Raw genomic sequence first — 16,950 nt, 5'->3', positions numbered from 1 at the left:
GCTTGTTCTGACCGCGCGTCTGGTGTGTCCTGGCCGCGCGTCTGGTGTGTCCTGACCGCGCGTCCGGTGTGTCCTGATCACGCGTCCGGTGCGGCCCTACTGCGCGTCCGGTGCGGGAGGGGGCGTGAGCCCGAGGTGCTCGGCGGCGGCCGGCGGCTCCTCACCGAGCACGTGCTCGGCCAGGAAGGCGCTGACGACGGAATACCAGACCTTCGCGTGCTGCGGGCTCATGATCCAGTGGTTCTCCTGCGGGAAGTACAGGAACCGGTGCGGGGTCGTGCCGTCCTCCGCCTGGGGCAGCCCCGAGCGCGAGAGCAGCTCGTACCACAGCCGCAGGCCCTCGCCGATCGGCACGCGGTAGTCCTTGTCGCCGTGGATGACGAGCATCGGGGTGACGATCTGCTCCACGAACCGGTGCGGGCTGTGGTCCGCGCTCATCTGCGGCGTCATCTCGCGCTGCCAGTAGAACGCGGCGTCGGTCGTCGGGCCGAAGCCGTCCAGCGCCCACAACGAGGCGTGCGTGACGATCGCCCGGAAGCGGTCGGTGTGCCCGGCGACCCAGTTGGCCATGTAGCCGCCGAACGAGCCGCCCATCGCCGCGGTGCGGTCGGCGTCGATGTCGCTGCGCGCCACCGTCGCGTCGGTGACCGCCATGAGGTCGGTGTAGGGAGCGTCGCCCCAGGCACCCCAGCCGCGCCGCACCAACTCCTGGCCGTAGCCGGTGGACAGCGCCGGGTCGGGGAGGAGCACGGCATACCCCTGGGCCGTCATGAGCCACGGGTTCCACCGCCACGTCCAGGCGTTCCACGACCCGAGCGGCCCGCCGTGGATCCACAGCAGCAGCGGGTGGCCGGCCGCGGACGTCGGCTCGCCCTCGGGCAGCGCGAGCCAGGCGCGGACCCGGCTGCCGTCCGCCGCGGTGGTCTCGACCTCCTCGAGCCGGCCGGGGACCTGCGGACGCTCCGTCGGACCGGGGAGCGGGGTCACCTCGCCGGTGGCGAGGTCGAGCCGGACGACCTCGGGCGGGAAGAGGTAGGAGGACCGCACGCCGTAGGCGGTGGCGCCGTCCGGGGAGACGACGAGATCGCTCCACGCGGCCTCGTCGTGGGTGACCTGCTCGACCGTCCCGTCGGCGACGTCGATCCGGAACACCGGGCGACGTCCGTCGCTGTCGGCCAGCACCAGGACCGACGATCCGTCCGGGGTCCAGGCGACCGGCTGCGCCCAGCGGTCCCAGTCGTGGGCCAGGGGGGTCAGCGCGCCGGTCCCGGTGTCCATGACGTGCAGGCGCGGGTGCGGCGGCCGGTCCGGGGCGGTCATCTCGCCCACCACGACGACGGCCCGGGTGCCGTCCGGGCTCACCGGCCCGGCGTGCGCCTCCGAGCCCTCCAGGTCCAGGATCGTCCGGAGGCCGCCGTCCGCGACGTCGACCCGGGCGATCGTGGATCGCAGGTCGGCCCGCCCGAGGGGCACGGTGAGGTCGACGAGCGCGAAGCTGCCGTCCGGCGCCATCCTCGGGCCGGGCTCGTGCAGCGGGGGGTGCTGGCCCCCGGTGAGCAGCCGCAGGTGGCGCTGCCGGGCCCGGTCGGTCGTCCCGGGCAGCCCGGCCTCCTCCTCACTCTTCTCCAGGGAGGGGTCCGGGCCGTCCTCGAGGGCGAACACCTGCGGCACCTGCGGGCCGAGGTCGTGGTCCCAGTAGCGGACGGGGTAGGAGGAGTGCAGGATCGCGTCCACCTTGGCCTCGCTCCGCCCCTCGTGCAGGGTCCGGTGCCCGGCCTCGTCCGAGGCGCCGGGCAGCAGGCCGGCGACGACGAGGGTGCGCTCGGCGTCGCGCGCGCACACGACGCCCGACACCCCGCCGGGGCGTCGCAGGACGACGCGCGCCTCACCGCCGGTCGCCGGGACCTGCCACAGCGCTGCGGAGGGCTCGCCGTCCTCGTCGTCGGGGTCGGGACGGGCGGAGGTGAAGTAGAGGTCGCCGCCGGCGCTGAACGCGGCCCCGGTCTCCCCCTTGGCGCTGCGCGTCAGGCGGTATGCCGCCCGCTCACCCGCAGGGTCCAGCTCCCAGAGCGCGGAGACGAAGCCGGTGCCCGAGGAGGTGGGCGTCGACACCGTGGTCACCAGACGCGTCCCGTCCGCGCTGAGCGCCAGCCCGGACACCCGGGGGAGGGCCACGTAGTGGGACAGGTCGTGGAAGGGGGTCGCCGGTGACGTCATACCCCGTTCCTATCATTGCCTCCTGACGTGCGCCGTCGCTCCCCGGCGACGGGCGGCCCGGAATCCCGCGCCGGGTCGGCGCGTTGAGAGGGCAGACCTGAGAGGAGACACCGTGACGACGCACTCGCCACTGTTCCGGCTGGAGGCTGACGCCGCCCGCCAGCCCCAGCCAGCCCCGCTGCTGCTGGTGTCGCTGGAGGGCTTCCTCGACGCCGGGCAGGTGCGGTCCACGCTGGCCGAGCACCTGCTCGACACCCTCGAGCACGAGCTGGTCGCGACCTTCGACGTCGACGAGCTCGTCGACTACCGCTCGCGCCGTCCGCTCATGACGTTCGACTCCGACCACTACACCGACTACGACGACCCCTCGCTGGTCCTCTACCGGCTCGTCGACGCCGCCGGGGAGCCCTTCCTGCTGCTGCACGGCATCGAGCCGGACTACCGCTGGGAGGCCTTCGTCGACGCCGTCCGCCAGCTGGGGCTGGCCTTCGGCGTGCGCCGCATGGTCAGCGCCCACGGCATCCCCATGGCGGTCCCGCACACCCGCCCGGTGGGCACCACGCGGTTCGCGAGCGACAGCTCGGTGCTCGGGGACTACACGCCCCTCTTCGGGCAGGTGCGCATCCCCTCCAGCGCCGACTCCCTGCTGCACCTGCGGCTCGCCGAGTCCGGGCTGCTCACCATGGGCGTGGCCGTGCACGTGCCCCACTACCTCGCCGAGACCCAGTTCGGGGACGCGGTCGTGGCGGCCGCGGACGCCCTCATGGACCTCAGCGGGCTCGTGCTCCCGACGACCGACCTGGTCGCGATGGCGGGGTTGACCCGCGGGCGGATCGAGGACGAGCTCGCCAGCAACGAGGAGGCCCGCGAGGTCGTCGAGGGCCTGGAGAAGCGCTACGACCACTTCATCGAGGGCCAGCGGCGCAAGAGCCTGCTGGCCGCCGAGGTCGCCAACCTGCCCAGCGCCGAGGAGATCGGGGCGCAGTTCGAGGCCTTCCTGCGCGACCCGGAGTCGGTCGACGACGAGGGCGCCGACGAGGGGGAGGGGCCCACGCCGCCGGCCGAGGGTCAGGACGGCGGCGGCAGGTCGTAACGCGGGCCGGTCGGGGCGTCGGTCGGCGACGCCTGCCGGCTCCTCTGCCCGGTGGGCGGCCCGGGAGGCCGGCGGGCCAGGGTGTACGCCGCGGGGTCCGGGCCGGGCTCCGCGACCTGCTCGCGCCGGCCGGCCAGCACGGCCAGGGCGGCGCACGCCAGGCCGAGGGGGAGCAGCAGCAGGCCGAGGGTCAGCCCGGTGCCGCCGCGCAGCCCGGTGGGGGCGGTCGCGGGTCCGTAGGGACCGGCGTAGACGGCGTCACCGGTGTCGCAGACCAGCGTGGCCGGGCCCTCGCCCGGGTCGGGTCCGGTGCGCGCGACCTCGTGGAAGTCCTGGCCCTCGACCCGGGTGGTGAAGTCCTGCTCGGGTCGCAGCATCACCGTGTCGTCGAGCGTGCAGGCAGTGGCCGCCCGGGTCTGCGGAGAGCGCGACCAGACGGACATCCCCTCCGGCGGCACCACCACCTCCTGCCCCGGCACCACCCCCACGAGGTCGGTCGTGGACCGTCCGGCCGAGCCGCTGGCCCCGAGGGCCAGCAGCACCAGGCCGGTCAGGCCCAGCAGCACGGCCAGCGGCCAGAGCAGCCGGGCGCCCCTCGCCCGCCGTCCTGACGTCATACCGCGCAACCTAACGCACCCCGTGTCAGGATGAGCGCGACCCTGTGCCCCGAGAAGAGGAGAGACGACGTGGCTGGACCCGAGTCCGACGTGGCCGTAAAGCCCGACCCCGAGCTGGAGGAGGGAGGGCGCCTGGACGCCCTGGCGAACGCGTTCATCGGCAAGCTGCTCGACTTCGGCGTCGACGGCATCGGTCCGCTGCAGTCCTCCAGCGAAGTCCTGGCCCGGGTGCGGCGCAAGCACGGCGAGGACCGTGACCGGGTGGTCGACGCCATCGTCTCCGAGCACATCCGCAAGGGGGCGGTCGGCGGTTTCGTCACCGGCGTGGGAGGCATCTTCACCATGCCGGTGGCCATCCCGGTCAACGTGCTCGAGTTCTACACCTTCGCCACCCGCATGGTCGCCGCCATCGCCGAGGAGCGCGGCTACGACGTGAGCAGCAGGTCCACCCGTGCCGCCGTCCTGCTGTCGCTCGTCGGCGCGGATGCCGACGAGCTCATGCGCAAGGCGGGGGTCACGACGGCCATGGGCATGACCGGGTCCGGCCGGCTGGCCAACCTGGCGACGTCCCGGCTGCCCAAGGCGGCGGCCATGATGGTCAACAAGGCCGTCGGGTTCCGGTTGCTGACGGCCGTCGGCGGGCGGGCCCTCGGCCGTTTCGTGCGCTTCGTGCCGGTGGCCGGGGGCGTCATCGGCGCCGGGCTGGACGGCTACCTCATGAAGCGCATCGCCGACCACGCGCGCCGGGAGTTCGCCGACCGGGAGGCGGGCGCCGCCGCCGGCTGAGGGTTATCCACAGATCGCGAGCGGGTCCGCCACGGCGGGCCCGCTCGCGGCACGCTGGAGGTATGACGAACCACGAGCCCGGGGGGCGCTCGCCGGAGCCCGACCTCCCCGCACCCGACACCACCTCCACCTCCTCGCCCGCCCCGGACCCCGCGGTGCGGCTCAGCGGTGCCGGTCAGCTGCTGGCGGTGCTTCCCCACCTCCTCGGCTACCGGCCCGAGCGCAGCATCGTCGTCGTGGCGCTGTCGCTCGACCCGCGGGGCACGCTGGGGCGGGTGGTCTTCACCGGCCGCCTCGACCTGCCGGCGACACCGGACCTGCGCATGGGGCTCCAGCAGCTGCGCTTCGCGGTGCAGCAGGCGGCGGACGGCTCGAGCGGCCCGACCCTGCTGGCCGTGTTCGGCCACGACCTGCCGACCGGCCCCGACGGCGAGGTCGACCGGTCCGCAGTGGAGGGACTGCTCGCCGCGTCGCGGCGACTGGCCGACGACACCGGCTGCCACGTGCACGACCTGGTGCTCGTCCGCGACACGGACTCCGGGCGGCAGATGCGCGCCGTGGTCGCCGACGGCGAGGACGTCACCCGGCAGGAGCAGTGCTGGTGTCCGGCGCCCTCCGCCCCGGACGTCCCCGCCGCGGCCGACCTCGTCCTGAGCGGGCGGGCCGTGCTGCCCTCCCGGGCAGCCGTCGCCGCGTCCGTGCGACGCCGGGACGAGGAGGCGTCCCGGGCGACCGACGTCGCGTTGCGCCTGCTCCACCTCGCTCCCGGACGGCTGGACGAAGGTCGTGCGCTGCGGGACCTGGACGCCTGTGTCCACGAGGGCAGGACGCTGGACGCCCGGCAGCGGGCGCAGGTGACCGTGGTGCTGCACGACCGGTGGGCGCGTGACGCCGTGCTGGCCCGCTGGCTGCCCGACCTGCCCTGGGCCGAGGGCGCGTCGGTCCCCGGCGAGCTGGTCGAGGCGAGCCGGGCCCTGCGGCCGTGGCCCACGACGACCTGGCAGGACGGCCTGGAGGGGCTGCTCACCCTGGCCTCGCAGGTGCCCCGTGATCTCGGCGGACCGCTGCTCACCCTGGGCGCCATGGTCGCCTGGACCCGTGGCGAGGGCACCGTGGCCAACGAGATGTGCGACCTCGCGCTCGAGGTCGACCCGGGCTCGCAGCTGGCCGGCCTGCTCCGGCGGGCGCTGGAGGTCGGGCTGCGCCCGCCCCGTGAGGAACCGGGTCGTCCGTCCGGCCGTGGCGCCGGGAGACCCGTCGGGCGACGCGCCCGGGGACGCTCAGGAGGGCGCCCGGCGGCCTGAGGTGTAGCCTCGCGGCACATCTCGTCACGTAGGAGGGCGCCGTTCATGTCGATCATCGTTGGCTACATCCCGACCCGCGAGGGCAGGGCGGCGCTGGTGGCTGCCCGCACCGAGGCGCTGCTGCGGAAGGTGAAGCTCGTCGTCGTCAACTCCCACCGGGGCGGACGTGACTTCGACGCGGGGGAGGCGCGGCGCTTCGAGGAGGAGCTGGCGGCGGTCGGCGAGGAGCTGGACGGTGCCGGGATCGAGCACGAGGTCCGCGCCCTCGCGCGGGGCAACGAGCCGGCCGAGGACCTCATCGAGGTGGCGGGGGACAGCGACGCGGACCTCATCGTCATCGGACTGCGGCGGCGCACCCCCATCGGCAAGCTCATCCTGGGCTCCAACGCGCAGCGCATCCTCCTGGAGGCGCAGTGCCCGGTGCTCGCGGTGAAGGCCGGCGAGCACGACTGAGCCGGGCCGCGAACCCGCGCGCCGCCTCCGATCGGGGCGCCACCGGGGCGCTGCGCGCACCCCGGGGAATGTGCGCGGGGGCCTCCAGGTTTTATAATGGTGTGAGCCGCGTGCCGCACCCGGCACCACTCACCACTTCTTGAGCCGCGTCGGGTTCCTCATGCCCGTCTGCGCTACACCTGCTGCCCCACAGAGAGTTGGTCCACCCCGTGACAGCCAGGACGACCCGCACGAGCACCCCCGAGCTCCCGCCCGCCTTCGAGCACGAGGCCCTCCGGGCCCTGCTCATGACCGGGACCGAGCAGGGCTTTGTCGAGGCCGAGCAGGTGAAGACGGCCCTGGAGGCCGCCGACGTCACCTCCGCCGCGACGCAGAAGAAGGTGCTCCGGGTCTTCAGCGACCAGGCGATCGAGGTGCGTGCCGAGCCGGCGCCGGCCCGCAAGCGGGCCAGCCGTTCCACCAAGAGCCGCACCACCTCGTCCACGAGCACCTCGTCGGGCTCGGCCGGGACCGAGGAGTCGGCGCCCGCCACGAGCACCAAGACCGGGGCCGCCAAGACCACGAGCGCCCGCACGTCGGCCTCCACCGCCGCCAAGGCGAGCGGCGCCAAGACGTCCGGCACCAAGTCCACGGCCGCCAAGTCCACGGCCGCGAAGACCACGGCCGCGAAGACCGCGACCGCCAAGACCACGACCGCGCGCAAGGCCGCCTCGGCGGCCGCGGGGTCCACCGACGAGCCGGCCGCCCCGGCCAAGGGGCGCGGCCGCAAGAAGAAGGACGTCGTCGACGAGATCGTCGAGGCCCCCTCGCCGGAGGACGTCGAGGCCGAGGACGCCGAGGAGGTCGAGGAGGCGCCGGAGACCCCTGAGGTCGCCAAGACGAAGACCCCGGCGACCAAGGGCGACGAGGACAGCTTCACCCTGTCGACCGCCGACGACGACGACGCGCCCGCCCAGCAGGTCGTCACGGCCGGAGCGACGGCCGACCCGGTCAAGGACTACCTCAAGCAGATCGGCAAGGTGGCGCTGCTCAACGCCGAGCAGGAGGTCGAGCTCGCCAAGCGCATCGAGGCCGGTCTGTTCGCCGAGGAGAAGCTCAACTCCGGGGAGAAGATCGAGGCCAAGCTCAAGCGCGAGCTCTGGTGGATCTCCAACGACGGCAAGAACGCCAAGAACCACCTGCTCGAGGCCAACCTGCGCCTCGTCGTCTCGCTGGCCAAGCGCTACACCGGCCGCGGCATGCTCTTCCTCGATCTCATCCAGGAGGGCAACCTGGGCCTCATCCGGGCGGTCGAGAAGTTCGACTACACCAAGGGCTACAAGTTCTCGACCTACGCGACCTGGTGGATCCGGCAGGCCATCACCCGCGCCATGGCCGACCAGGCCCGCACCATCCGGATCCCCGTGCACATGGTCGAGGTCATCAACAAGCTGGCCCGGGTCCAGCGCCAGATGCTGCAGGACCTCGGTCGCGAGCCCACCCCGGAGGAGCTGGCCGCCGAGCTGGACATGACGCCGGAGAAGGTCGTCGAGGTCCAGAAGTACGGCCGCGAGCCGATCTCCCTGCACACCCCGCTCGGCGAGGACGGCGACAGCGAGTTCGGCGACCTCATCGAGGACTCCGAGGCAGTCGTGCCCGCCGACGCGGTCTCGTTCACCCTGCTGCAGGAGCAGCTGCACTCCGTCCTCGACACGCTCTCCGAGCGTGAGGCGGGCGTGGTGTCCATGCGCTTCGGCCTGTCCGACGGCCAGCCCAAGACGCTGGACGAGATCGGCAAGGTCTACGGCGTCACCCGTGAGCGCATCCGCCAGATCGAGTCCAAGACGATGTCCAAGCTGCGCCACCCCTCGCGCTCGCAGGTGCTGCGCGACTACCTGGACTGAGCACCAGAGCCCGACCACCTCGGGCAGCACCACCTCGAGCCCGACCACCTGGCGCCCCGCCCGGTGGTCGGGCTCGTCTCATCCCCGCTGGTTGGAGGACTCGCGCCACTGCCGCTCGAAGGGCAGGCGCCAGGTGAACGGGGTGATGAGCTGGTGGATCTGGTTCGGGCCCCAGGAGCCCTTCTGGTAGGGCCGGACCACGGGTGGGTTGTCCAGCAGCGGCTGGCTGATCTCCCACAGCCGCTCGATGCCCGACGCGGACACGAAGAGCGTGCGGTCGCCCCGGGCGGCGTCGTAGATGAGCCGTTCGTAGGCCTCCAGCACCCCGCCGGCCCAGTCGGTGTCCTGCATGGAGAACTGCATCGACAGCTTGTCCAGCTTCATCCCCGGGCCGGGCCGCTTGCCGTAGAAGCTCAGCGACATCCGGGCCCGGTCGGCGAGGTCGAAGGTGAGGTGGTCGGGTCCGTGGTCGCCGACACCCGACCCCGGGGGGAACATCGACTGGGGCGGCTCCCGGAACGCGATGGAGATGATGCGCGCGCCCTCGGCCAGCTGCTTGCCGGTCCGCAGGTAGAACGGCACCCCGGCCCAGCGCCAGTTGTCGACGTAGCACTTGAGCGCCACGAAGGTCTCGGTCTGGCTGTCCTCGCCCACCCCGGGCTCGTCCCGGTAGCCGACGTACTGCCCCCGCACGACGTCGCCGGGTTCCAGCGGCAGCATGGAGCGGAAGACCTTGTTCTTCTCCCGGCTGATCGCGAGCGGTTCCAGCGAGGTGGGCGGCTCCATCGCGGTGAAGGCCAGGATCTGGAACAGGTGGGTGACGACCATGTCGCGGAAGGCGCCGGTCTGCTCGTAGAAGTCTCCGCGCTGGGCCAGCCCCAGCGTCTCGGGCACGTCGATCTGGATGTGGTCGATGTGGTTGCGGTGCCAGATGGGCTCGAACAGGCCGTTGGCGAAGCGGAAGGCCAGGATGTTCTGGGCCGGCTCCTTGCCGAGGAAGTGGTCGATGCGGAAGATCTGGTCCTCGTCGAACACCTCGTGCAACTGGGCGTTGAGCTCGACCGCGGAGGCGTGGTCGGTGCCGAAGGGCTTCTCCATGATGATCCGGCTGCGCTCGACGAGCCCGGCCGCGGCGATGGTGCCCACCGCCTTGAGCGCCGCCCTCGGCGGGACCGAGAGGTAGTGCAGGCGCAGCGGCTCGTCGCCCTCGAGCTGCTCCTCGGAGCGGTCGACCGCCGCGCGCAGCGCCTCGGGCCCCTCCGAGCCGGGCACGTAGTCCAGGTGCTGGGCGAAGTCGCGCAGGGCCGAGTCCTCGCACTCCCGCACGCTGAACTCCTGGACGGCCTCCATCGCCAGGTCCCGGAAGTCGTCGGCCGACATGTCGTCGAGCGAGGTCCCCACCACCCGCAGGTCGTCGACGAGACCGGACAGGAAGAGGTGCAGCACCCCGGGGATGAGCTTGCGACGGGCGAGGTCGCCGGTGGCTCCGAACAGGACGACGGTCAGCGGTGCGGTCATGGGTCACCACTCTGTCGTCTACGCCTGCCGGACGCCACCCCGCGGGGCCGGACGCGCCCCCGGTGGGTCAGCGGCGCAGGAGGCGCCGCACGCCCTCGTGCACCCCGGCCACCCCGCTGCCCGGGAGCAGGGCGGCGTTGACGCGCTGGTTCCAGGGGGAGGTATGCCGTACCTCGTCCACCACGGTGCGCACGTCCTCGCTCATCTGGTGCGCCTCGTCCTCGTCGAGGGTGCCGGGAGCGGCATACCGGGAGCGTTCGAGGGTCGCCACCGCGCGCCCCAGCGCGCGATCGCCGGTGTCCTCCATCGTGGTGCCGCCGAGGTAGTGCCGGCGCATGCTCCGCGGGCTGCGCTCCGGCGGCGTGGCGACGCCGAGGTCGCTCAGCGACCGGGTGAGCAGTTGCCACTCGCCCTCGATGCGCTCGGACGCGGTGGTGGCCGAGCGCACGCCGGCCTCGCGGTACCGGCGGCCGGCCCAGGGCAGCACCGTCCCGAGGGCCGCGAGGAGCAGCAGCGCCAGCAGCGTGCGCAGCAGGGTCGGCAGGAGGTCTCCGAGCCGGTCGAGCAGGGTGGGGTCGCCCGGCGCGGGTGCCGCCGTGGGCTCGGGGGTGGGGGTGATCTCCTGGGGCACCTCGGAGGTGCTCGGGGCGGCGTCACCCTCGTCGGTGGACCGGGCGTAGGCCGGCGGGGTGCCGGCACGGACCCCCGGAGTCGGCTCGAAGCGGGTCCACCCGAGGCCGTCGATCCACAGCTCGGGCCAGGTGTGCGCGTCGGCGGCGATGATCTGCCGGGACCCGTCCTGCTGCGGGGTGCCGGGCAGGAAGCCGACGGCCATGCGCGCGGGGATGCCCTCGTGCCGGGCCATCATCACCATGGCCGTCGCGAACTGCACGCAGTAGCCCTGCCGGGTCTCGAGGAACCCCCCGATCGGGTCGTCGGCCCCGGCCTCGGCGGCGGGCTCCAGCTCCAGGGAGTACTGGTAGTCGCCGTCGCTGCGCAGGTGCCCCTGGATGAGGACGGCTGCCTGCAGCGCGTTGTCCTCATCGCCGACCACCTCGTCGGCGAGCGCGGAGACCGCCTCCCGCGAGACCTCGTCCACGGCCAGCAGGTCCTCGTCGAAGTCGCCGGCCGCCGCCGGCTGGTCGCCGACGCCGTCCGGGAGCTGACCCCCGACGTCGATGGTGAGGTAGGTCGCGTCGTAGCGCGAGCTCTGACCCTGCAGCACCACGGTGGCGTCCTGGGGGTCGTACCGGTAGCCGGCTCCCTGCAGCTCCAGGGCGGTGAGCAGGGGAGGGACGGCCAGGTGGGGCGGTTCGAGGACGTTGTCGAGGACCTGGAACTCGGACTGGCCGACCGGCACCGACTCACCGAGCCCCGGCGGCTCGGGGATCGGTGCGCCCTGGGGGAGGAGGGCGGAGGTGAGGCGCTCGGGAGCGACCCACCGCCCGTCCTCGAAGCGCTCGGTGGCGGTGACGCGCAGCGGCTGCAGGCTGATGGCGTCGGTGCGGTAGGTCAGGACCGGCGCCTGCGACTGGTTGCGCAGGTCCTGGCCCGGGTCCATGGTCTCGGTGAAGGAGACGTCGCCGGCGTCGGCGTCGATGTCGCGGGCGTCCGGGTTGCGCGCCAGACCGTCCGCGAAGAAGGTCGGCGGCAGGTGGGGCAGGAAGGCGGCGCCGAGCACGGCCGCCACGACGGTCAGGGCGCCGACCAGCTGGGCCAGGCCGCGGTAGGTGCGGGGACCCTCGGAGACGTCACCGGCGCCGTGGGACTCGCGGCGGCCCGCGGAGGGCCAGGACAGGGACAGCCGCCGTCCCTGCTGGGCGAGCATGAGGAGCCACATGACGAGCACGGCGGCGAAGTACCACGGCTCCATGGCCTGCCCGGTGTTGGAGACCGAGACCAGGAACCCCGCGACGAGGGGTATGCCGGCGCTCGCCGGGGCGCGCCCGGTCACCCCCATCGAGTCCACCGAGACCGCGGTGAGGGTGAGGACCGCGACGACGAGGAACGAGACGCCCTGGGTGGTCGGGGCGGGCGCGGCATACGTCTGCAGCACGGTGCCGGCCTGGGCCAGGAGGGCGCCGACCATCTCCAGCGTCTCGCGGGTGGGCAGCACCCCGCGCCACAGCGTCTCCTGCAGGTAGATGACCGCCAGCCCACCGAGGCCGAGCGCGAGCTGGCCCAGCGCGACCAGGGTCGGCGGCGTGTCGATGGAGCGGAGGACGGCGCCGCCGAGGGCGACGAGGAGCACCATCGTCACGCCGGGGGCGAGCCAGCTGCCCTCCCGCAGGAGGTCGGTCAGCGGCCACGCGACGGTCAGCGTGGCGAGGGCTGCCACGAGTCCCTCGGCCCACAGTCCCCGGGCCACCCAGTCGCGGTCGTCGTTCACGCCGTCCTCCCGACCGCGGCGGCCCGCAGCGAGGTCCACGCCTCGGGTATGCCGGTGTGCGGGCCCACGGTCACCGTGCGCCACCCGGCCTCGGCCAGGACCCCGGTGGGAGCGTGCTCGGTCGACGGGCCGCCGAAGCGGGCCGGGTCCAGGACGAAGGCCAGGGCCGGGGACCCGGGCTGGCGGATGGAGGCGAGGGTCCGCAGCTCCCTGTCGTCGTGCGCGACGACCGCGGCGACGAGGAGCACCCCGCCGGAGCTGAACGAGGAGGCGGCTCCGGAGAGGCGGTCGAGCCGCGCGTCGGGCTCGGGCTGGACCCGGGCGAGGGCGTCCATCGCCGGACCGAGCTCGACGGGGTGCTGGGCGGTGCCGTCCCGGAGGGCGGCGTCGGTGAGCAGGTGGACGACGAACCCGTCGGCCACGAGGTGCCGCGCCACCGAGGCCAGGGCGCTCACCGACCACTCGTAGGACGGGCGCATCCCCGAGCCGGGGTGGGCCTGGGCCCGGGAGTCCAGCAGCAGGACCGCACGGCGACGGGCCGGACGGTCCTCCTGGCGGACCATGAGCTCGCCCCGGTGCGCGGTCGCCGGCCAGTGGACACGGCGCAGCTCGTCCCCGTCGCGGTAGGTCCGGATGCTGACGTCGTCCTCGCCGTGCAGCGCGATCATCTGGGGCTGTTCGCCCTCGCTGCCTCGCGAGCTGCCGCGCATCCGGTCATCGCCCAGGCCGACGACGCGGGGCAGGACCAGCAGCTCGGTGCGCGAGGCCAGCTGCAGGGTGCGGAAGGTCAGGCCGAAGGGGTCGCGCTGCCGGAGCACGATGGGCCCCAGCGCATAGGCGCCGCGGTGCCGCGAGCGGACGGTGTAGCGCAGCCTCCGCTCCTCCCCGGTCACCATGCGGGGCAGGATGTAGCGCGGGCGGTCGCCCAGCTGGTAGTCGAGGTGCTCCTCGGCGAGGTAGACCGCGGAGCGGGGACCGAGGTTGCGGAAGCGCACCTCGACCTCCCCGCGCTCCTCGGGGACGAGCCGTGGGGGGTCGACCTCACGGGTGACGGTCATGCGTGGGGGGCGGCGGGGCATGAGGATCAGCACGAGCACGGGCAGGGCCACGAGGGCCAGGCCGATGCGGGTGACGTCCTCGTAGCCCAGGAGGATGCCGGCGACGGCCATGAGCAGGCCGAGCACGAGGAACGCCTTGCCCCTCGTCGTCAGCGCTCCCCACGGGCCGGTGGCCTGCGTCATCGGCGGCGGCCCAGCCTCATCGTCCGGAGGGGACGCTGGTGCGCTCGACGAGGTCGCGCACGATGTCGGCGGTGCTGCGGTGGGGCAGCGAGGCCTCGCCGGTCGGGAGCACCCGGTGGGCGAGCACCGGCACCGCCATCGCCTGCACGTCCTCGGGGAGGACGTGGTCGCGGCCGGCCAGCGCGGCGTGGGCGCGCGCTGCGCGCAGCAGCTGCAGCCCGGCCCGGGGTGAGGCCCCCAGCCGCAGCATGCGGTGCGCCCGGGAGGCCGACATGAGCTCCACGACGTACTGGCGCAGCGCCGTGGAGATGTGCAGACCGCGCACGTTGTCGATCTGCTGCTCCACGTCGGCCGCGGTCGTGACGGGGTGCAGGCCCTCGAGGGGGCTGACCGATCCGTGCGTCTCGAGCATCGTCATCTCCGAGCTCGCCGACGGGTAGCCCATGGAGATGCGGGCCATGAAGCGGTCCCGCTGGGCCTCGGGCAGGGGGTAGGTGCCCTCCATCTCGATGGGGTTCTGGGTGGCCATGACGAGGAAGGGCCGCGGCAGCGCGTAGGTCTGCCCGTCCACCGTCACCTGCCGCTCCTCCATGGACTCCAGCAACGCCGACTGCGTCTTGGGCGAGGCGCGGTTGATCTCGTCCCCGACGACGACGTTGGCGAAGATGGCGCCGCGGCGGAACTCGAACTCACGGCTGTCCTGGTTGAAGACGCTGACCCCGGTGATGTCGCTGGGCAGCAGGTCGGGGGTGAACTGCACCCGGCTCACCCGGCAGTCGATGGCCCGCGCCAGGGCCTTGGCCAGCATGGTCTTGCCCACGCCCGGGACGTCCTCGACGAGGAGGTGGCCCTCGGCCAGCAGGGCCGTCACCGCGGTGGCGACCGCCTCGTCCTTGCCCTCGATGACGGTCGCGATGGCCCGGTGCACCGCGCCGGCGACGGACCGCACGGCCTCCAGGTCGACGGTGTCGGGCGCGGGCGAGATGGCAGACATGACACCGATCTTGCCAAACGTCGCTCCGAGCCGCGCCGCCGTCCCGCACCAGGAGGCGTCGGACCCCCGCCCTCCACTTCGCCCCACCGACGGCTCGTCCGGATGGTCCGGGCGGTCCCGGCCGCCGGCGGGACCGCCGGCTCGGTGCCCTGACCTGCGGCGATGCTGGTGGCTCTCGGGCGTGGCTGTTGGCGCTGCGCTCGGCGGAGGTCGAGGTCGGCCCAATATCTCCCCACCCCGCACCACCCGGTCTGACCTGCGACGTTGATGAGAAATGTGGCACGATGACGCTGGTTTGCTGGCCTTGGTGGGGCGAAGTGGAGTAGAGTGGGGGCACTTGGAGACGCCGGCCGATCGACCGAAGGGGTGGTGACGTGCTCTTCCTCGGCACCTACACGCCCCGCCTGGACGACAAGGGCCGGATGATCCTGCCGGCGAAGTTCCGTGAGCGGTTGGCCGGGGGCCTCGTCATCACGCGGGGGCAGGAGCACTGCCTCTACGTCTTCACCCAGGCCGACTTCGAGCGCCTGGTGCAGCAGTGGCAGGACAGCCCCACCTCCTCCAAGACGGTCCGCGACTACCAGCGCTTCTTCCTCTCCGGCGCCTCGGACGAGATCCCGGACAAGCAGGGACGGGTCACCGTGCCGCCGCTGCTGCGCTCCTACGCCGGCCTGACCGGGGAGTGCACCGTCATCGGGGCGGGCAACCGGCTGGAGGTCTGGGACTCCGGGGCCTGGGCGGCCTACACCGAGGCGCACGAGGACTCCTTCGCCGACCTGTCCGAGGAGGTGGTCCCCGGACTCATGTGACCTCGGGCGACCGCACCCTGGCCTCCCCCCGTCCGTCGACGCCCCGGCTCCTCTTCCCCGGAGCCGGGACCGCACCCTCGACCCGACCCGACTTCCCCCGGGCCGGGAGGGGGCGGACGGTGGGGGACCAGGGACCGGCCACCGTCGTCACCCGCGACCAGGGACCGACCGTCATGGCAGCACAGACCCCGCGCGCGACGCAGGACCGGCACGTGCCGGTCCTGCTGGAGCGGTGCGTCGAGCTGCTCGCCCCGGCCCTGCAGCACGAGGGCGCGGTCTACGTCGACGGGACCCTCGGGATGGGCGGGCACACCGAGGCGCTGCTCCGGGCCTGCCCCGCGGCCCGCGCCGTCGGCATCGACCGCGACCCGCAGGCCCTGGCCCTGGCCACCGAGCGGCTGGCGGGCTTCGGCGACCGCTTCGTCCCCGTCCACGCCGTGAGCGAGGACCTGCCGTCGCTCCTGGCCGAGGTCGGCGTCGAGGGCGCCGACGCCGTCCTCTTCGACCTGGGGGTCTCCTCGCTGCAGCTGGACGAGCTGGAGCGAGGCTTCGCCTACCGGGCCGACGCCCCGCTGGACATGCGGATGGACCAGTCGGTCCCCGGCACCGCCGCCGACGTGCTCAACACCTACGACGTCCGCGACCTCACCCGGATCCTGCGCGACTACGGCGAGGAGCGCTTCGCCCGGCCGATCGCCCGCGCCATCGTGCGCCGTCGCGAGGAGGAGCCGTTCACGACGTCCGGGCCCCTGGTGCAGCTGCTGCACGACGTCGTCCCGGCAGCGTCGCAGCGCAGCGGGGGCCACCCCGCCAAGCGCACCTTCCAGGCTCTGCGGATCGAGGTCAACGCCGAGCTCTCGACCTGGCGCGAGGGGCTGGCCGCGGCGCTGCGCGCGCTGGTGACCGGCGGTCGCATCGCCGTCCTGTCCTACCACTCCCTCGAGGACCGCATCACCAAGCAGGGCCTCGCGGCGGGGGCGACCAGCTCGGCTCCGCCCGACCTCCCGTTCGAGCTGCCCGAGCACCAGCCCTGGCTGCGCCTGCTGACCCGCGGGGCCGAGCGCGCCGACGCCCAGGAGCAGGAGTCCAACCCCCGGTCCGCCTCGGTCCGTCTGCGCGCCGCCGAACGCCTCCGCACCACCCCTGACCAGCCCGTCCGCACCGCCCGCGAGGAGCCCACCACGCCATGAGCCAGATGACCATCTCCAGCCGTATCGGTCGGGTCGCGCCCACCCGCGTCGGGGGCGGCGTCCGTGCCCGGGCCGTGGACGCGGCGCCCGCCTCCACCGCCAACGGGTTCGCGCTGCTGTGCGTCCTGCTCGTCGCGCTGACCTTCACCGCCGTGCTGCTGCTCAACACGGTCCGCGCCGAGGGGTCCTACGTCCTCAGCACCCTGGAGGTCGAGGCCACGGCGCTGCACGACCAGAAGGTCACCCTGGCCGACGAGCTCGAGAGCAAGGGGTCCTCGGAGAGCCTGGCGCAGGCCGCGACCAAGCTCAAGATGGTGCCTTCCACCTCCACCGCCACCCTGCGCCTGTCCGACGGCTCCATCACCGGCGTGGCGTCCAAGGTGGATGGTTCGCGCACGCTTACCGTTGATCTGCCCTCGACGGGCACGGCTCCGGCGAAGGACGACTGACAAGGGG

At 73.5% G+C, this 16,950-nt stretch carries 14 protein-coding genes; 8 read left to right on the top strand and 6 right to left on the bottom strand.

All coding sequences use genetic code 11. From position 1 onward, the window contains the following. Positions 1 to 96: 96 nt before the first annotated feature. Entirely contained in the window at positions 97 to 2,217 is a 2,121-nt protein-coding gene (locus Q0967_RS00210) for a prolyl oligopeptidase family serine peptidase (protein WP_298748066.1), read from the bottom strand. A gap of 112 nt (positions 2,218 to 2,329) precedes the next feature. Between Q0967_RS00210 and Q0967_RS00205 the strand changes: the two genes are divergently transcribed. Then, positions 2,330 to 3,310: a PAC2 family protein gene (locus tag Q0967_RS00205; protein WP_298748069.1), complete on the top strand. Its 981-nt coding sequence runs from the start codon at positions 2,330 to 2,332 to the stop codon at positions 3,308 to 3,310. Here the strand turns inward: Q0967_RS00205 and Q0967_RS00200 are convergent. Continuing rightward, positions 3,286 to 3,927 carry a hypothetical protein gene (locus Q0967_RS00200; protein WP_298748072.1) on the bottom strand — a complete coding sequence of 214 codons (642 nt, stop codon included), beginning with the start codon at positions 3,925 to 3,927 and terminating at the stop codon, positions 3,286 to 3,288. The genes Q0967_RS00205 and Q0967_RS00200 overlap by 25 nt on opposite strands. 69 nt (positions 3,928 to 3,996) lie before the next feature. Between Q0967_RS00200 and Q0967_RS00195 the strand changes: the two genes are divergently transcribed. From Q0967_RS00195 to Q0967_RS00180, 4 genes are all read left to right on the top strand, one after another. Then, positions 3,997 to 4,713, top strand: coding sequence for an EcsC family protein (locus Q0967_RS00195; protein ID WP_298748075.1), 717 nt, complete (start codon positions 3,997 to 3,999; stop codon positions 4,711 to 4,713). A gap of 62 nt (positions 4,714 to 4,775) precedes the next feature. Next, complete coding sequence (locus tag Q0967_RS00190) at positions 4,776 to 6,017, top strand: DUF4192 domain-containing protein (RefSeq protein WP_298748078.1); 1,242 nt, start codon at positions 4,776 to 4,778, stop codon at positions 6,015 to 6,017. A 45-nt stretch (positions 6,018 to 6,062) separates the two neighbouring features. After that, on the top strand, positions 6,063 to 6,470 hold the full coding sequence (locus tag Q0967_RS00185; RefSeq protein WP_298748081.1) for a universal stress protein: 408 nt from the start codon (positions 6,063 to 6,065) through the stop codon (positions 6,468 to 6,470). Positions 6,471 to 6,757: 287 nt separating this feature from the next. Beyond that, the gene (locus Q0967_RS00180; protein WP_298748195.1) at positions 6,758 to 8,353 is read left to right on the top strand and encodes an RNA polymerase sigma factor; all 1,596 of its coding nucleotides are present in this window, start codon (positions 6,758 to 6,760) and stop codon (positions 8,351 to 8,353) included. Positions 8,354 to 8,431: 78 nt separating this feature from the next. On the opposite strand, the gene zwf is transcribed toward Q0967_RS00180, so the two are convergent. The 4 genes from zwf to Q0967_RS00160 form a co-directional block, all read right to left on the bottom strand. Then, positions 8,432 to 9,871, bottom strand: coding sequence for a glucose-6-phosphate dehydrogenase (gene zwf / locus Q0967_RS00175; protein WP_298748084.1), 1,440 nt, complete (start codon positions 9,869 to 9,871; stop codon positions 8,432 to 8,434). 67 nt (positions 9,872 to 9,938) lie between these two features. Beyond that, entirely contained in the window at positions 9,939 to 12,260 is a 2,322-nt protein-coding gene (locus tag Q0967_RS00170) for a DUF3488 and transglutaminase-like domain-containing protein (protein WP_298748087.1), read from the bottom strand. After that, complete coding sequence (locus Q0967_RS00165; protein ID WP_298748090.1) at positions 12,257 to 13,501, bottom strand: DUF58 domain-containing protein; 1,245 nt, start codon at positions 13,499 to 13,501, stop codon at positions 12,257 to 12,259. The genes Q0967_RS00170 and Q0967_RS00165 overlap by 4 nt, the downstream gene beginning before the upstream one ends. A 16-nt stretch (positions 13,502 to 13,517) precedes the next feature. Further along, positions 13,518 to 14,495 carry a MoxR family ATPase gene (locus Q0967_RS00160; protein ID WP_299448770.1) on the bottom strand — a complete coding sequence of 326 codons (978 nt, stop codon included), beginning with the start codon at positions 14,493 to 14,495 and terminating at the stop codon, positions 13,518 to 13,520. 374 nt (positions 14,496 to 14,869) lie between these two features. Between Q0967_RS00160 and mraZ the strand changes: the two genes are divergently transcribed. The 3 genes from mraZ (at position 14,870) to Q0967_RS00145 (ending at position 16,943) form a co-directional block, all read left to right on the top strand. After that, the gene (mraZ, locus tag Q0967_RS00155) at positions 14,870 to 15,304 is read left to right on the top strand and encodes a division/cell wall cluster transcriptional repressor MraZ (RefSeq protein ID WP_298748097.1); all 435 of its coding nucleotides are present in this window, start codon (positions 14,870 to 14,872) and stop codon (positions 15,302 to 15,304) included. Between the two features lie 173 nt (positions 15,305 to 15,477). Then, a complete protein-coding gene (gene rsmH / locus Q0967_RS00150) occupies positions 15,478 to 16,494 on the top strand; it encodes a 16S rRNA (cytosine(1402)-N(4))-methyltransferase RsmH (protein WP_298748197.1) in 1,017 nt (338 codons plus the stop codon). Continuing rightward, entirely contained in the window at positions 16,491 to 16,943 is a 453-nt protein-coding gene (locus Q0967_RS00145) for a hypothetical protein (protein ID WP_298748100.1), read from the top strand. Before rsmH ends, Q0967_RS00145 begins: the two co-directional genes overlap by 4 nt. Positions 16,944 to 16,950 lie beyond the last annotated feature (7 nt).

It is taken from the genome of uncultured Serinicoccus sp. (assembly GCF_947500995.1).
In the GTDB taxonomy this organism is placed as follows: Bacteria; Actinomycetota; Actinomycetes; order Actinomycetales; family Dermatophilaceae; genus Ornithinicoccus.
Note: the sequence above shows the minus strand (reverse complement) of the source record. Positions and strands in the feature narration are given on the sequence as shown.

Bases quoted from the DNA above. Each gene is read 5' to 3' on its own strand.
- zwf (WP_298748084.1), bottom strand. From the start codon at position 9,871: ATGACCGCACCGCTGACCGTCGTCCTGTTCGGAGCCACCGGCGACCTC.
- Q0967_RS00210 (WP_298748066.1), bottom strand. From the start codon at position 2,217: ATGACGTCACCGGCGACCCCCTTCCACGACCTGTCCCACTACGTGGCC.
- rsmH (WP_298748197.1), top strand. From the start codon at position 15,478: ATGGCAGCACAGACCCCGCGCGCGACGCAGGACCGGCACGTGCCGGTC.
- Q0967_RS00180 (WP_298748195.1), top strand. From the start codon at position 6,758: ATGACCGGGACCGAGCAGGGCTTTGTCGAGGCCGAGCAGGTGAAGACG.
- Q0967_RS00160 (WP_299448770.1), bottom strand. From the start codon at position 14,495: ATGTCTGCCATCTCGCCCGCGCCCGACACCGTCGACCTGGAGGCCGTG.
- Q0967_RS00145 (WP_298748100.1), top strand. From the start codon at position 16,491: ATGAGCCAGATGACCATCTCCAGCCGTATCGGTCGGGTCGCGCCCACC.
- Q0967_RS00200 (WP_298748072.1), bottom strand. From the start codon at position 3,927: ATGACGTCAGGACGGCGGGCGAGGGGCGCCCGGCTGCTCTGGCCGCTG.
- Q0967_RS00190 (WP_298748078.1), top strand. From the start codon at position 4,776: ATGACGAACCACGAGCCCGGGGGGCGCTCGCCGGAGCCCGACCTCCCC.
- Q0967_RS00185 (WP_298748081.1), top strand. From the start codon at position 6,063: ATGTCGATCATCGTTGGCTACATCCCGACCCGCGAGGGCAGGGCGGCG.
- Q0967_RS00165 (WP_298748090.1), bottom strand. From the start codon at position 13,501: ATGACGCAGGCCACCGGCCCGTGGGGAGCGCTGACGACGAGGGGCAAG.